This is a genomic window from Pseudomonas sp. AE27, from assembly GCF_037113495.1.
In the GTDB taxonomy this organism is placed as follows: domain Bacteria; phylum Pseudomonadota; class Gammaproteobacteria; order Pseudomonadales; family Pseudomonadaceae; genus Aquipseudomonas; species Aquipseudomonas palmensis.
Map to the genome: position 1 here is coordinate 4,704,060 of NZ_CP146966.1, position 13,616 is coordinate 4,717,675.

General features: G+C 65.7%; 16 protein-coding genes. 8 read left to right on the forward strand and 8 right to left on the reverse strand.

Translation table 11 applies throughout. The annotated features are described in order from the left end of the window. Positions 1 to 34 precede the first annotated feature (34 nt). The 4 genes from zur (at position 35) to V9K84_RS21535 (ending at position 2,929) form a co-directional block, all read left to right on the forward strand. Positions 35 to 517: a zinc uptake transcriptional repressor Zur gene (zur, locus tag V9K84_RS21520; protein ID WP_043862294.1), complete on the forward strand. Its 483-nt coding sequence runs from the start codon at positions 35 to 37 to the stop codon at positions 515 to 517. Further along, complete coding sequence (gene znuC / locus V9K84_RS21525) at positions 517 to 1,296, forward strand: zinc ABC transporter ATP-binding protein ZnuC (protein WP_043862293.1); 780 nt, start codon at positions 517 to 519, stop codon at positions 1,294 to 1,296. The genes zur and znuC overlap by 1 nt, the downstream gene beginning before the upstream one ends. Continuing rightward, on the forward strand, positions 1,289 to 2,071 hold the full coding sequence (znuB, locus tag V9K84_RS21530; protein WP_043862292.1) for a zinc ABC transporter permease subunit ZnuB: 783 nt from the start codon (positions 1,289 to 1,291) through the stop codon (positions 2,069 to 2,071). Before znuC ends, znuB begins: the two co-directional genes overlap by 8 nt. Before the next feature lie 144 nt (positions 2,072 to 2,215). Then, positions 2,216 to 2,929 carry a PA5502 family lipoprotein gene (locus V9K84_RS21535; protein WP_043862291.1) on the forward strand — a complete coding sequence of 238 codons (714 nt, stop codon included), beginning with the start codon at positions 2,216 to 2,218 and terminating at the stop codon, positions 2,927 to 2,929. Between the two features lie 58 nt (positions 2,930 to 2,987). Here the strand turns inward: V9K84_RS21535 and katE are convergent, their stop codons facing one another. Next, a complete protein-coding gene (gene katE, locus V9K84_RS21540; RefSeq protein ID WP_043862290.1) occupies positions 2,988 to 5,126 on the reverse strand; it encodes a catalase HPII in 2,139 nt (712 codons plus the stop codon). A gap of 235 nt (positions 5,127 to 5,361) precedes the next feature. On the opposite strand from katE, the gene V9K84_RS21545 reads away from it, so the two are divergent. The 3 genes from V9K84_RS21545 to V9K84_RS21555 are packed head-to-tail and all read left to right on the forward strand — an operon-like array spanning position 5,362 to position 7,874. Beyond that, positions 5,362 to 6,369, forward strand: coding sequence for a methionine ABC transporter ATP-binding protein (locus tag V9K84_RS21545; protein WP_054916029.1), 1,008 nt, complete (start codon positions 5,362 to 5,364; stop codon positions 6,367 to 6,369). Then, a complete protein-coding gene (locus V9K84_RS21550; RefSeq protein ID WP_043862288.1) occupies positions 6,369 to 7,040 on the forward strand; it encodes a methionine ABC transporter permease in 672 nt (223 codons plus the stop codon). The genes V9K84_RS21545 and V9K84_RS21550 overlap by 1 nt, the downstream gene beginning before the upstream one ends. 60 nt (positions 7,041 to 7,100) lie before the next feature. Further along, complete coding sequence (locus tag V9K84_RS21555; protein WP_043862287.1) at positions 7,101 to 7,874, forward strand: MetQ/NlpA family ABC transporter substrate-binding protein; 774 nt, start codon at positions 7,101 to 7,103, stop codon at positions 7,872 to 7,874. 88 nt (positions 7,875 to 7,962) lie between these two features. Here V9K84_RS21555 and V9K84_RS21560 read toward each other — a convergent pair whose 3' ends face one another. From V9K84_RS21560 to V9K84_RS21580, 5 genes are read right to left on the reverse strand one after another with little or no spacing between them, the layout of a single operon-like run. Next, entirely contained in the window at positions 7,963 to 8,595 is a 633-nt protein-coding gene (locus tag V9K84_RS21560) for an SCO family protein (protein ID WP_088514212.1), read from the reverse strand. Next, a complete protein-coding gene (gene cyoE, locus V9K84_RS21565) occupies positions 8,592 to 9,491 on the reverse strand; it encodes a heme o synthase (protein ID WP_043862285.1) in 900 nt (299 codons plus the stop codon). Before cyoE ends, V9K84_RS21560 begins: the two co-directional genes overlap by 4 nt. After that, entirely contained in the window at positions 9,476 to 10,558 is a 1,083-nt protein-coding gene (locus tag V9K84_RS21570; protein ID WP_054916030.1) for a COX15/CtaA family protein, read from the reverse strand. Before V9K84_RS21570 ends, cyoE begins: the two co-directional genes overlap by 16 nt. 12 nt (positions 10,559 to 10,570) lie before the next feature. Further along, on the reverse strand, positions 10,571 to 11,158 hold the full coding sequence (locus V9K84_RS21575; protein ID WP_058541993.1) for a hypothetical protein: 588 nt from the start codon (positions 11,156 to 11,158) through the stop codon (positions 10,571 to 10,573). Further along, positions 11,124 to 11,864, reverse strand: a complete 741-nt coding sequence (locus V9K84_RS21580) for an SURF1 family protein (protein WP_054916032.1) — start codon at positions 11,862 to 11,864, stop codon at positions 11,124 to 11,126. Before V9K84_RS21580 ends, V9K84_RS21575 begins: the two co-directional genes overlap by 35 nt. Before the next feature lie 62 nt (positions 11,865 to 11,926). Here V9K84_RS21580 and V9K84_RS21585 point away from each other — a divergent pair, with 62 nt between their 5' ends. Next, positions 11,927 to 12,130 (forward strand): twin transmembrane helix small protein, encoded by a 204-nt coding sequence (locus tag V9K84_RS21585; RefSeq protein ID WP_043862281.1) that lies wholly within the window; start codon positions 11,927 to 11,929, stop codon positions 12,128 to 12,130. A gap of 6 nt (positions 12,131 to 12,136) precedes the next feature. Here the strand turns inward: V9K84_RS21585 and V9K84_RS21590 are convergent, their stop codons facing one another. Further along, entirely contained in the window at positions 12,137 to 13,024 is an 888-nt protein-coding gene (locus V9K84_RS21590; RefSeq protein ID WP_043862280.1) for a cytochrome c oxidase subunit 3, read from the reverse strand. Positions 13,025 to 13,036: 12 nt separating this feature from the next. Continuing rightward, positions 13,037 to 13,606 (reverse strand): cytochrome c oxidase assembly protein, encoded by a 570-nt coding sequence (locus V9K84_RS21595; RefSeq protein ID WP_043862279.1) that lies wholly within the window; start codon positions 13,604 to 13,606, stop codon positions 13,037 to 13,039. Positions 13,607 to 13,616: the final 10 nt, after the last annotated feature.

The window sequence follows — 13,616 nt, forward strand, 5'->3', positions numbered from 1 at the left end:
ATAATAACGTCTCTCAACAGAACCGTCGCTGCCCATGCCCAATACCCCGCTGGCCAACCGTCCCCACGACCACTCCCACTGCGTGCACAGCGCGCTGGCCGAGGCCGATGCGCTGTGCGCGCGTCAGGGCCTGCGCCTGACCGCCCTGCGCCGCCGCGTGCTGGAGCTGGTATGGCAAAGCCACAAGCCGCTGGGCGCCTACGACATCCTTGCCGTGCTCAGCGAGCAGGACGGCCGCCGCGCCGCACCGCCCACCGTGTACCGCGCACTGGATTTCCTGCTGGAAAACAGCCTGGTACACCGCATCGCGTCGCTCAATGCCTTCATGGGCTGCAGCCACCCCGAGCATGCCCACCAGGGCCAGTTCCTGATCTGCCGCCAATGCCACGTGGCAATCGAACTGGAGCAAGCCTCCATCAGCGACGCCATCGTGGCCAGCGCCAATGATGTGGGTTTCAGTGTCGAGACCCAGACCGTCGAAGTGGTCGGTCTGTGCGGCACCTGCCGGAGCGCCTGATGAGCAACGCGTTGATCCGCCTCGAGCAGGTGGGCGTCACCTTCGGCGGCCAGGCCGTGCTCGACAGCATCGACCTGTGCGTGGAGCCCGGGCAGATCGTGACCCTGATCGGCCCCAACGGCGCCGGCAAGACCACTCTGGTGCGCGCCGTACTCGGCCTGCTGGCGCCGCATACCGGCAGCGTATGGCGCAAGCCGCGACTGCGCATCGGCTACATGCCGCAGAAGATCCAGGTGGACGCCACCTTGCCGCTGTCGGTACTGCGCTTTCTGCGCCTGGTGCCGGGCGTGGACCGCAAGACAGCACTGGCGGCCCTCAACGAAGTGGGCGCCGAACACGTCATCGACAGCCCCATCCAGACCGTGTCCGGCGGCGAGATGCAGCGGGTGCTGCTGGCCCGCGCGCTGCTGCGCAAGCCAGAACTGCTGGTGCTCGACGAGCCGGTACAGGGCGTCGACGTGGCCGGTCAGGCCGAGCTCTACAGCCTGATCACGCGCCTGCGCGACCGCTACGGCTGCGGCGTGCTGATGGTTTCCCACGACCTGCACCTGGTGATGAGCACCACCGATCAGGTGGTGTGCCTCAACCGCCACGTGTGCTGCTCGGGCCACCCGGAGCAGGTCAGCGGCGACCCGGCCTTCGTCGAGCTGTTCGGCAACAACGCGCCAAGCCTGGCGATCTACCACCATCATCACGACCACGCCCACGACCTGCACGGGTCGGTGGTCACCCCGGCCCCTGGCGGGCATGTGCACGGAGACCACTGCAAGCATGGCTGATTTTCTGTTGTATGCCCTGCTTGCAGGCCTGGCCCTGGCGCTGGTGGCGGGCCCGCTGGGCTCGTTCGTGGTGTGGCGGCGCATGGCGTATTTCGGCGACACGCTGTCCCACGCGGCGCTGCTGGGCGTGGCCCTGGGCTTCGTGCTGGACGTCAGCCCGACGCTGGCGGTGACCGTCGGTTGCCTGTTGCTGGCGCTGTTGCTGGTGACCCTGCAGCAGCGCCAGCCGCTGGCCTCCGACACCCTGCTGGGGATTCTCGCGCCGAGCACGCTGTCGCTGGGCCTGGTGGTGCTGAGCTTCATGCACGATGTGCGCATCGACCTGATGGCCTACCTGTTCGGCGACCTGCTGGCGATCAGTCCGGGCGACCTGGCATGGATCCTGGGCGGCAGTGCGCTGGTCCTGTTGCTGATCGTGGCGCTGTGGCGCCCGCTGCTGGCGGTGACCGTGCACGAGGAACTGGCCCGGGTCGAAGGCCTGCCGGTGGCTGCGCTGCGCCTGGCGCTGATGCTGCTGATCGCGGTGGTGATTGCGGTGGCGATGAAGATCGTCGGCGTGCTGCTGATCACCTCGCTGCTGATCATCCCCGCCGCAGCCGCACAGCGGCATGCGCGCTCGCCGGAACAGATGGCCCTGGGCGCCAGCCTGATCGGCGTAGTGGCGGTGTGTGGCGGGCTGGCCCTGTCGTGGTTCAAGGACACCCCGGCCGGCCCATCCATCGTGGTGTGTGCGGCAGTGCTATTCTTGGTGAGCCTGGCGCTGCCCCGGCGCTGAGCGCGCAGCCCCATGGGCAGGGTGCGGCCGACAGGGTCGCGCCCTGCGACATTTTAATCGCCGCTACATCCTGAAGAGTTATTTTCGCGCCAGCGCGCTGGGTGTAGACTTGCTCGCTTTTTGCGCAAATAGAGAGTCGCAGGAATGAAGCCGTTCGCCTCCCGTTATCTGCTCCTTGCCGCGTTTTCCGTGTTGCTGGCCGCCTGTTCCAGCGCGCCGGTCGACCCGCCGCCGCCCGCGCAGCCCGATGCCTGGCAACTGCTGGAGCAGAACATCGCCAGCAGCGAGCTGGCCACCGCCGAAGACCAGCTGGCCACCTTGCAGGCCCAGTCGCCGGACGATGCACGCCTCGAACCCATGCAGCGCCAGCTGGCCGAAGCCTACCTGCAGCGCAGCCAGATCGTGCTGCAGAAGGGCGATGTGAATGCCGCAGCCACCGCGCTGGCACGTGCCCGTGCGCTGATGCCCAAGGCCCCGGCGCTGACCGGCGGCGTAAATGGCGCCATCACCCAGGCGCGCAAGGCCGAGCTGGACAAGGCCGAGGCCGCGCTCAAGGCGGCGGAAGCCAAGCCACCGGCAAAAGTCATCGACCCCACGGCGCCAAGCACCGTAGTGGCGTTGAAAATCACGAAAATAGAAGAACTTCGCCGACAACTGGATGACATCGCCACCGATGTAGTGAATTACCAGTGTGACGTGGTGTTCCAGGTGCCGCGCCGTGATGACGCGCCGTGGCTACAGACCTTGCTGGCCAAGCGGGTAAGCAAGCGCGATGCGAGCTTCGCCTTGCAGCAGGCCCACGAGATTCATCGCAACCAGCCGGCGCAGGTGGTGCTTACGCCGCGGCGCGCCGAGTGATGTCGGCGGTGCCTTCTTCGCCGGCAAGGCCGGCTCCTGCAGGAGCCGGCCTTTTTGACTACGCCGGAATGGCCTTGGCGGCCGCTTCCCGCGACCACACCCGGTGCTTGGCAATCGCCGCGATCAACGCCTTGTAGGCCTTCTGATCGCTGCCCACCACCATGCCTTCATCCGCCTTGAGGCCCAGCTTGTCGAGCACGGCCTTGGCATCGCTATCGGTACCCAGCGGCTTGAGGTGCTTGTAGGCCTCCAGCACGAAGTGCAGCGCCACGCCATCGCCGCTCAGGGCCTGCAGGCTGGCCTTGCCACCGGCGATCCATACCGCATCGAACACCACCGACGGCATGCCTTCCATCGAGGCATCCACCGCCAGGGTCTTGCCGGCAGCGGTCTTCACCGGTGCCGAGGTCGGCCCCAGCAGCACGCCCTGGGCGCTCTCGGCCTGCAATGCCTTCACCAGCGGGTCCACCAGCGTGGCATCCACGCCATCGGCCACCAGAATCGCCACCTTGCGCCCCTTGATGCCTTCGCCCAGCAGGTTCATCTGGCTCAGCGCCGGCGAAGCCTTGAGCGACTGTGGCTTGACGTCCACGGTGCCGGCCTTGGGCGCCGGCAGGCCAAGGTTCTGCGCTACCCGCGCCGCCAGCTTGAGGTCGATGTTGGCGAGAATCTCGTTCACCTCGCGGGCACGGATATGCTCGCGCTCCACCTTGCCCAGCTCGAAGCTGTAGGCACTGATGATGTGCTCCTGCTCGGTCGGGCTCATGCTCTGGAAGAACAGCCGCGCCTGGGAGAAGTGATCGCCGAACGAGGGGCTGCGCTGGCGCACCTTGTGCGCCTCGATGCGCTCGGGGTAGGTCTCGAAGCCGCCATCCTGCGCCGCCGGCGGGGTTTCCTTCGGCCAGCCGCCATCGATGGAGTTGGGCTCGTAGGACGCCCGGCCCTTGTGCACGGTGGTACGGTGCTGGGCATCGCGCTGGCCGTTGTGGTTGGGCGCCACGGGCCGGTTGATCGGGATCTCGTGGAAGTTCGGGCCACCCAGGCGGCTGATCTGCGTATCGGTGTAGGAGAACAACCGGCCCTGCAGCAGCGGGTCGTTGGAAAAGTCGATGCCCGGCACGATATGACCGGGGCAGAACGCCACCTGCTCGATTTCGGCAAAGAAGTTGTCCGGGTTGCGGTTGAGCACCATCTTGCCAAGCGGCGTCACCGGTACCAGCTCTTCTGGGATGATCTTGGTCGGGTCGAGCAGGTCGAACTCGAACTTATGCTCGTCGGCCTCGGGCACGATCTGCACGCCCAGTTCCCATTCCGGGTAGTTGCCGGTCTCGATCGCTTCCCACAGGTCGCGGCGGTGATAGTCAGTGTCCTTGCCCGCCAGCTTCTGCGCCTCGTCCCACAGCAGCGAATGCACACCCTGCTTGGGCTTCCAGTGGAACTTGACGAAACTGGCCACGCCTTCGGCGTTGATCAGGCGGAAGGTGTGCACGCCAAAGCCCTGCATGGTGCGCAGGCTTTTCGGTATCGCGCGGTCGGACATCGCCCAGATCACCATGTGCGCCGACTCGGGCACCAGCGAGACGAAGTCCCAGAAGGTGTCGTGGGCCGAACCGCCGGTGGGGATCTCGTTGTGCGGTTCGGGTTTGACCGCATGCACGAAGTCGGGAAACTTGATCGCGTCCTGAATGAAGAACACCGGCATGTTGTTGCCAACCAGGTCGAAGTTGCCCTCATCGGTAAAGAACTTGACGGCAAAGCCGCGCACGTCGCGCACCGTGTCACCCGAGCCACGCGGCCCCTGCACGGTGGAGAAGCGCACGAACACCGGGGTGATCTTGTCCGGGTCCTGCAAGAAGCCGGCCTTGGTCAGTGCGGCATGCGACTCGTAAGCCTGGAAGTAGCCATGGGCGCCGGTGCCGCGGGCATGCACGATGCGCTCGGGAATGCGCTCATGGTCGAAATGCGTGATCTTCTCGCGCATGATGAAGTCTTCAAGCAGCGAGGGGCCGCGGTCACCGGCCTTGAGGGTGTTCTGGTTGTCGGCAACCTTGACCCCCTGGTTGGTGCGCAGCGCCTGGCCGGTGGCATCGCTGCGAAACGGCTCCAGGCTCTGCAGCTTGGCGTTGGTGTTGGCCTTGTCGGGCGTCTGGGCGCCGGCGAGTTGACTTTCCTGGGGCGCATTCTTCTTGCTGGGCATGGGTCTGCAACTCCTCATCATCGTACGCGGGGCCCCTGGATGGGGCTCTTCAGGTAGTGACTGACAGGAGTGCCGGGCGTTCCTTTCGAATGACCAGCGAGCAACCACTGATCGCGTTATTCCTCAAGCGTTGGTCAAACACGAAATAAATGCTAAGAACCTATATACGAACAGGCTAAAATGCGCCCCCGGCTAACAGCTGACCCTATTTCATGCGCCCCACAAGGTTCGCTACGTGATCGAGTTTCAACAAGTCCATAAAACCTACCGCGTCGCCGGTAGGGACATCCCCGCACTGCACCCGACCAGCCTGCGCGTCGAAGACGGCCAGGTGTTCGGTCTGATCGGCCATTCCGGTGCCGGCAAAAGTACCCTTCTGCGCCTGATCAACCGCCTCGAGGCCCCCAGCGGCGGCAAGATCATCGTCGACGGCGAAGACGTCACGGCGTTCAACGCCAACGACCTGCGCCGCTTCCGCCAGCAGGTCGGGATGATCTTCCAGCACTTCAACCTGCTGGCCTCCAAGACCGTGGCCGACAACGTGGCGCTGCCGCTGACCCTGGCCGGGCGCATGTCGCGCGCCGAGATCGACCAGCGCGTCGGCGAGCTGCTGGCCCGCGTAGGGCTGAGCGAGCATGCCAGGAAGTACCCGGCACAGCTGTCCGGCGGCCAGAAGCAGCGCGTCGGCATCGCCCGCGCCCTGGCCACCAAGCCCAAGATCCTGCTGTGCGACGAGGCCACCAGCGCCCTGGACCCGCAAACCACCGCCTCGGTGCTGCAATTGCTGGCCGAGATCAACCGCGAGCTGAAGCTGACCATCGTGCTCATCACCCACGAGATGGACGTGATCCGCCGCGTGTGCGACCAGGTGGCAGTGATGGACGCCGGGCAGATCGTCGAACAGGGCCCGGTGGCGCAGGTGTTCCTGCACCCCAAGCACCCGACCACCAAGCGTTTCGTGCAGGAAGACGAGCAGGTCGACGAAAGCGAACAGCGCGACGATTTTGCCCATGTACCGGGGCGCATCGTGCGCCTGACCTTCCAGGGCGACGCCACCTATGCGCCGCTGCTGGGCACCGTGGCCCGTGAAACCGGGGTGGACTACAGCATCCTCGCCGGGCGTATCGACCGCATCAAGGACACCCCCTACGGTCAACTGACCCTGGCCATCACCGGTGGCGACATCGAGGCGGCATTTGCCCGCTTCATTGCGGCAGATGTTCATATGGAGGTACTGCGCTGATGGACGCCCTGAGTTTCTTTGCCAACATCGACTGGGCCGAAATCTGGCTGGCCACGATCGATACCATGATCATGCTGTTCGGCTCGCTGCTGTTCACCGTACTGCTGGGCCTGCCACTGGGCGTGCTGCTGTTTCTGTGCGGCCCGCGCCAGCTGTTCGAAGAAAAGCGCGTGTATGCGCTGCTGTCGCTGGTGGTCAACGTGCTGCGTTCGCTGCCGTTCATCATCCTGCTGATCGTGATGATCCCGTTCACCGTGCTCATCACCGGCACCTCGCTGGGCGTGGCCGGGGCCATCCCGCCACTGGTGGTCGGTGCCACGCCGTTCTTCGCGCGACTGGTGGAAACCGCCCTGCGCGAGGTCGACCGCGGCATCATCGAGGCCACCCAGTCGATGGGGGCCACCACGCGCCAGATCATCATGAACGCCCTGCTGCCCGAAGCGCGGCCGGGCATCTTCGCAGCCATCACCGTGACGGCCATCACCCTGGTGTCGTACACCGCGATGGCGGGTGTGGTGGGTGCCGGCGGGCTGGGTGACCTGGCCATCCGCTTCGGCTACCAGCGCTTTCAGACCGACGTGATGGTAGTCACCGTGGTACTGCTGCTGGTGCTGGTTCAAGTTCTGCAGAGTGTCGGCGACAAACTGGTTGTGCATTTTTCCCGTAAGTAACCAAGGGTCGGCCACGCCGACGCGCCGGGGGCCGGAACGGCCCTCACAAGGAGCGATTAGATGAAAAGACTGCTTGCTGCTGTTGCCGCCGTCGCGGCCTTCTCTGCCCACGCGGCCGAGACCCTGACTGTTGCCGCCACCCCGGTACCGCACGCCGAGATCCTCGAGTTCGTCAAACCGGCGCTGGCCAAGGAAGGCGTGGACCTGAAGGTGAAGGTGTTCACCGACTACGTCCAGCCCAACGTGCAGGTGGCCGAGAAGCGCCTGGATGCCAACTTCTTCCAGCACCAGCCGTACCTGGACGAGTTCAACAAGGCCAAGGGCACTCACCTGGTCAGCGTTGCCGGCGTGCACCTGGAGCCGCTGGGCGCCTATTCGAACAAGCTCAAGAAGCTCGACGAACTGCCATCGGGCGCCACCGTGGTCATCCCCAACGATGCCACCAACGGCGGCCGTGCCTTGCTGCTGCTGGACAAGGCTGGCGTGATCAAGCTCAAGGACAACACCAACATCCTGTCGACCGTGAAGGACATCACCGGTAACGACAAGGGTCTGAAATTCCGTGAGCTGGAAGCTGCCACCATTCCGCGCGTGCTGACCCAGGTCGACCTGGCGCTGATCAACACCAACTATGCGCTGGAAGCCAAGCTCAACCCTGAAAAGGACGCCCTGGTCATCGAAGGCAGCGATTCGCCTTATGTGAACATCCTGGTGACCCGCGAGGACAACAAGGATTCGGACGCGGTGAAGAAGCTGGTAGCAGCACTGCACACGCCTGAAGTGAAGAAGTTCATCGAAGAGAAGTACAAGGGCGCGGTCAAGCCAGCGTTCTGATAGACCGCAGCGCCCCATTCGCCGGCAAGGCCGGCTCCTGCAGGGTTACGTACAACCTGTAGGAGCCGGCCTTGCCGGCGAAGTTTTTTCAGTCGCGCTTGACCAGCCCCGGCAACTGCGCCACCAGCTTCTGGTTGTTGAACGGCGCCCGAATGAACCCCCGCTGGGTACCATCCGGCCCGAGCAGCGCCAGGTTGCCACTGTGATCGACCGTGTAGTTCGGCTTGCTGGTATCGGCCGGAATGAACGGGATGCTCACCGCATTGGCCAGCTTCTGCGTATCCTCCAGCGTCCCCGTCACCCCGCGAAAATCCTTGTCGAAGTAGCCCAGGTACGTCTTCAACTGCGCCGGTGTATCCCGGTTCGGGTCGACGCTCACCAGCACCACCTGCAAACGGTCCACCGCCTCCTTGGGCAGCTCGCTCTTGACCTGCCGCAGTTGCGCCAGCGTGGTCGGGCAGATGTCCGGGCAGAAGGTGTAGCCGAAGAACAGCAGCGACCACTTGCCCTTGAGCTGGTCCAGCACCACCGGCTGGCCGTTCTCGTCGGTCATCTGCAGCGCCGGCACCTGGCGGCTCTGCGGCAGCAGGATGATCCCGGCATCGATCAGCGCCGTGGGGTCGCCCTGGCTGCGATTGCTCAGCACCTTGTTGATGGTAAGCCCGAGAATCAGTGCGACCAGGGCAACGAGGATGAAAACGGTTTTCTGGGTTCGAGTCATAGGTTCAACAGTAGGTAATGGTCAACAAGCAGCGCGATGAACAGCAGGAACAGGTACGCGATAGAGTACTTGAAGGTCCTGATCGCCGCGTGCGGCCGACTGCCACGGTACAACACCCAGGCCCAGTGCAGGAAGCGCCCGCCCAGCACCACGGCGCAGGCCAGGTACAGCGGCCCGCTCATGTGGATCACGTAAGGCAACAGGCTCACCGCCAGCAGGGCGGCGGTGTACAGCAGAATGTGCAGCTTGGTGTAGTGCTCGCCGTGGGTCACCGGCAGCATCGGGATATCGGCCTTGGCGTACTCCTCCTTGCGATGGATGGCCAGGGCCCAGAAGTGCGGCGGGGTCCAGGCGAAGATGATCAGCACCAGCAACAGGGGCTCGGCGCCCACATGCCCGGTCACCGCCACCCAGCCCAGCAGCGGCGGCGCCGCCCCGGCCAGCCCGCCGATCACGATGTTCTGCGGCGTGGCCCGCTTGAGAAAGCCGGTGTAGAGCACCGCATAGCCCAGCAGCGAGGCCAGGGTCAGCCAGGCGGTCAGTGCGTTGGTGAAGCTCAGCAGCAGCACCATGCCCAGCACCGCCAGCAGCAAGGCGAACGCCAGCGCCGCCAGCGGTGCGACGCGCCCCTCGGCCAGCGGCCGCTTGTGGGTGCGCGCCATCAGTGCGTCGATGCGCCGGTCCACCACATGGTTGACCGCCGCCGCGGCACCCGCACACAGGCCGATGCCCAGGTTGCCGAACACCAGCACCGTCCATGGCACGCCCGCGCGGGTGGCCAGGAACATCCCCACCAGCGAGGTGATGAGCATCAGCACCACCACCTTGGGCTTGGTCAGCTCCAGGTAGTCGCGCCACAGCGCCTGCTGGCGCGCGGGGTTCAGAAGCGTTGCCATGGGTTCTCTCCCAGATAATGCACCACGCCCACCGGGCGCAGCGGCGTCAGGCGCCAGCCCTGGCTGACCCTGCGCGCCTTGGGCTGCGTGGCCAGGCGCGTGCGGTAGTTGACCAGCACCAGCGTCAGCAGCAGCGCCGCGCCACCGGCGTTGTGCGCCACCGCCACCGCCAGCGGCAGCCCGAACGCCACATTGCTGATGCCCAGCCCCACCTGCACCGCCAGCGCCAGCAGCACCAGCCTGGCCAGGCGCCGCAGGCCGATAGCGTGCAGCTGCCAGGCCAGGGTCAGCAACACCAGCGTGACCAGCAGCGCCCCCAGGCGGTGGGTGATATGGATGGCGGTACGCGCCTCGCTGTCGAGCTGTCCGCCCAGGTAGTTGGGGCCGATGTGCTGGGTGAGGTGAAAGCCGTTGGCAAAATCCGCCTCGGGCCACCACTGGCCGTGACAGGTCGGCAGGTCGACGCAGGCCACCGCGGCATAGTTGGCGCTCACCCAGCCGCCCAGGGCGACTTGCCCGATCACCAGCAGCAACGCCAGTGCCGCCAGGCGCCTTAGCCGCAGCGGCAGGCCGGGCAGGGGCATGAACGCGCGCGACAGGCGCAGGCTCAGCAGAAACAGCAGGCTCAGGGTGGCAAAGCCGCCCAGCAAGTGCGCCGTGACCACCTGCGGCCACAGCTTGAGGGTGACCGTCCACATGCCGAACGCGGCCTGGAAGAACACCACCGCCAACAGCAGCAGCGGCAGGCGGTACGGCTGGCCGTTGTGCCCATGCCGACGCAGCGCCTGCACCGCCAGCATGGCGATCACCAGCGCCAGGGTGCCGGCAAAATAACGGTGCACCATCTCGTTGCGGCCCTTGTGGGCCTCGACCGGCGTGTCCGGGTAGTGGCGTTCGGCATGTGCCAGTTGCGCCTCGGTCTTGGGCACGCTGATGAAGCCGTAGCAGCCCGGCCAGTCGGGGCAGCCCAGGCCGGCGTGGGTCAGGCGGGTATAGGCCCCCAGCAGCACCACCACCAGCGCGAGGAAGGTGGCGAACACGGCGAGGCGGTATCCAGGTCTGGCCATGGTGCGTGCCTCCTAGCCGATGTTGGACAGCTTGAGCAGATGGCGCAGGTCGTTGAGCAGGTCCTTGCCCTTGACCCGTGCGTCGTAGCGCAACACCAGGTTGCCGTGGGGGTCGACGATCCACAGCTGCGCGCCCTTCAGGCCCCCGGCGGCCCTGCTGTACTGCGCCAGCTCCAGCGCATAGCGCTGCAGTTGCGGGTACTCGCGCGCAAGCCTGGCCTGATACGCCTCGCTCAACGGTTGCCCGGCGGCCAGCGCGTGGCTGGCACGGGCGGCGTCGCGGCCAAGGCCGATCTGTACCTGGCGCGCCAGGTACACCAGTTGCTGGCAGTCTGCGTCACAGTCACCAGGGGTGCTGACCAGCAGCTGCCAGCGCGCCTCGTCGGTCGCGACCCCCAGCTCGGCGCGGCCCTGGCCGTTGCCGATCAGTTCGCCGTGGTAGCTGCGGCTTTCCGGCACCCAGAACTGCAGCTTGTACATGCCGGTGGCGAGCATCATCGGCCCCACCACCACCAGCAAGATCAGAATCAGCTGCAACCGCCCGCGCCAACGACGGCGCGGCACTTCAGACGTGCCGGATGGATGCATGACGGCGCCCATGGTGGTTCTCCTTGTCGTTGTGCCAGCCGAAATAGAGGTACAGCGCAACCAGCGCCGCGGCCAGGGCAAACCATTGCACGGCGTAGCCCAGGTGTTTCTCCGGGCCCATCGCTACCACTGGCCAGTCCAGCCGGTAGCTGGCCGGGCCCGGTTCCAGGCGCAGTTCATGGGCAAAGCCCTCGCGGCCCAGCTGCGGCCACAGCTGCGCGGCATCCACCGCCGTGAGCAGGTGCGGCCAGCGGCCCCCTTGCGGGTCGGCGTGCAACTGGAAGGTGCTGCCCGGCGCCACATAGACCCAGGCCTGCAGGGCAAGCGGTGTCTCGGGGGTGCTGAACTGCACCGCCACACGCCGGTCGGGCCAGGGCAGCCAGCCGCGATTGACCAGCAGCCACAGGCCGCTGGCCTGGTCGTGAAAGGGTTGCAGCAGCTCGACCCCGGCCTGGCCGTCGCGCAGGCGGTTGTCGAGCAGCACACTGTGGGTGCGGTCGAAACGGCCATACAGGTGCACCCGGCGATAGGCCGGGTCGCTCGCCTGCGCCAGTTGCTCGCTGGCCAGGGGCGCTGCCACCCGGCGCTCTGCATAGGTGGCCAGCAACTCGCGCTTTTCGGCGGCGCGCCCCAACTGCCAGCAGCCCAGCGCAATCAGCCCCGGCAGCAGCAACATCACCACCAGGGTCGGCACCCGGCCGGGGCGGAACGGCCTCATCGGGGCCCCGCAACGGCTGTCGCTATACTTGTTGTAGTCATCGCATCCCCCGGAGTACCGCCATGCTCAAAGCCGCGATTGTCCTGATGCTGCTGGCGACCGTGATCAGCCTGTTCAGCGGCCTGTTCTTTCTGGTCAAGGACGATGACAACTCGACCCGCCTGCTCACCGCCCTGAAAATCCGTGTCAGCCTGGCCGCCATCACCCTGGCGCTGGTCGCCTGGGGTTTCTACAGCGGCCAACTGGTGTCCCACGCGCCGTTCTAGGCGCGGCTACAGCACATACACGAAGATGAACAACCCCACCCACACCACATCCACGAAGTGCCAGTACCAGCTGGCCGCCTCGAAGCCGAAGTGCTTGTCGGCGCTGAAGTGCCCGCGCAGGATGCGCATCAGCATCACGAACAGGATGATCGTGCCCATGGTCACGTGGGCCCCGTGGAACCCGGTGAGCATGAAGAAGGTGGCGCCGTAGATCCCCGAATGCAGGGTCAGGCCCAGTTCGGTGTAGGCCTCGTGGTACTCGTAGGCCTGCAGGATGAGAAACGCCACGCCCAGCACGATGGTCAGCGCCAGCCAGAATTTCAGCGCACCGCGGTGATCCTTGCGCAGGGCATGGTGGGCGATGGTGATGGTCACGCTGGAGCTGACCAGCAGAATGGTGTTGATCAGCGGCAGGTGCCACGGGTCGATCACATCGCTGGGCGGCGGGAACAGCTTGGGGTCGGGGGTATGCAGCAGCGGCCAGGCGAACTGGAAGTTCGGCCACAGCATGTGCGCCACGCCCTTGGCACCTTCCCCACCCAGCGCCGGGCCTGCCAGGTGGCGCACGTAGAACAGCGCACCGAAGAAGGCCACGAAGAACATCACCTCCGAAAAGATGAACCACGACATGCCCCAGCGGAACGAGCGGTCCAGCTGCGGGCTGTAGAGCCCGGCGCGGCTTTCCTTGATCACCGCGCCGAACCAGCCGAACAGCATGTAGGCCAGGCACAGTGCGCCGACGAAGAAGATCAGCGGGCCATGGGAGTCCTCGTGGCCGGCCTTCATGTCGTTGAACCAGGTGCCCAGGCCGAACACCGTGATCAGCATGCCGAGGGTGGCGATGATCGGCCACTTGCTCTGCGCCGGTACGTAGTAGTGCTGATGAGCAGCCATGGATCGTTCTCCTTATCGGGCGCTCTGTACGGTCTGGGTGGCCACGTGGGCCACCGGCGGCTGGCGAGCGGTGATATCGAACAGCGTGTAGGCAAGCGTCAGGTGTTTCACATCCTTGGGCAGGTCGCGATCGACGATGAAGCGCACCGGCATCTCGATGCGCTCCCCCGGCTGCAGCACCTGCTGGCTGAAGCAGAAGCATTCGGTCTTGTGAAAGTATGCGGCCGCCTCCGCCGGGCTGATGCTGGGGATGGCCTGGGCGGTCATCGGCTTGTCGGTGGGGTTGCGCGCCACGAAGATCATCTGGTTCACCGCGCCCGGGTTGACGTCGATCTGGTCGGCGGTGGAGTAGAAGTCCCAGACCATGTCGCTGGCATTGGTCGACAGGAACTGCACCTTCACCGAGCGCGTGGGGTCGCTGACCTGGCTGCCTGCGTACTGTCCGCCGGTCTTGCCGTTGATGCCGAAGGCCTTGCACATCACGTCGTAGATCGGCACCAGGGCAAAGCCGAAGGCGAACATCACCACGGTCAGCAGCATCAGCCGCGTCACCAGTCGCCGCAGCGACGTGCGCTCGTTCATGGCAGCACCC

What these genes read in the sequence shown, in the direction of transcription:
- V9K84_RS21585 (WP_043862281.1), top strand. Translation starts at nt 11,927, where the DNA reads ATGCTCAAAGCCGCGATTGTCCTGATGCTGCTGGCGACCGTGATCAGC.
- V9K84_RS21575 (WP_058541993.1), bottom strand. Translation starts at nt 11,158, where the DNA reads ATGGGCGCCGTCATGCATCCATCCGGCACGTCTGAAGTGCCGCGCCGT.
- V9K84_RS21590 (WP_043862280.1), bottom strand. Translation starts at nt 13,024, where the DNA reads ATGGCTGCTCATCAGCACTACTACGTACCGGCGCAGAGCAAGTGGCCG.
- zur (WP_043862294.1), top strand. Translation starts at nt 35, where the DNA reads ATGCCCAATACCCCGCTGGCCAACCGTCCCCACGACCACTCCCACTGC.
- V9K84_RS21580 (WP_054916032.1), bottom strand. Translation starts at nt 11,864, where the DNA reads ATGAGGCCGTTCCGCCCCGGCCGGGTGCCGACCCTGGTGGTGATGTTG.
- katE (WP_043862290.1), bottom strand. Translation starts at nt 5,126, where the DNA reads ATGCCCAGCAAGAAGAATGCGCCCCAGGAAAGTCAACTCGCCGGCGCC.
- V9K84_RS21570 (WP_054916030.1), bottom strand. Translation starts at nt 10,558, where the DNA reads ATGGCCAGACCTGGATACCGCCTCGCCGTGTTCGCCACCTTCCTCGCG.
- V9K84_RS21595 (WP_043862279.1), bottom strand. Translation starts at nt 13,606, where the DNA reads ATGAACGAGCGCACGTCGCTGCGGCGACTGGTGACGCGGCTGATGCTG.
- V9K84_RS21560 (WP_088514212.1), bottom strand. Translation starts at nt 8,595, where the DNA reads ATGACTCGAACCCAGAAAACCGTTTTCATCCTCGTTGCCCTGGTCGCA.
- znuC (WP_043862293.1), top strand. Translation starts at nt 517, where the DNA reads ATGAGCAACGCGTTGATCCGCCTCGAGCAGGTGGGCGTCACCTTCGGC.
- V9K84_RS21555 (WP_043862287.1), top strand. Translation starts at nt 7,101, where the DNA reads ATGAAAAGACTGCTTGCTGCTGTTGCCGCCGTCGCGGCCTTCTCTGCC.
- cyoE (WP_043862285.1), bottom strand. Translation starts at nt 9,491, where the DNA reads ATGGCAACGCTTCTGAACCCCGCGCGCCAGCAGGCGCTGTGGCGCGAC.
- V9K84_RS21535 (WP_043862291.1), top strand. Translation starts at nt 2,216, where the DNA reads ATGAAGCCGTTCGCCTCCCGTTATCTGCTCCTTGCCGCGTTTTCCGTG.
- V9K84_RS21550 (WP_043862288.1), top strand. Translation starts at nt 6,369, where the DNA reads ATGGACGCCCTGAGTTTCTTTGCCAACATCGACTGGGCCGAAATCTGG.
- znuB (WP_043862292.1), top strand. Translation starts at nt 1,289, where the DNA reads ATGGCTGATTTTCTGTTGTATGCCCTGCTTGCAGGCCTGGCCCTGGCG.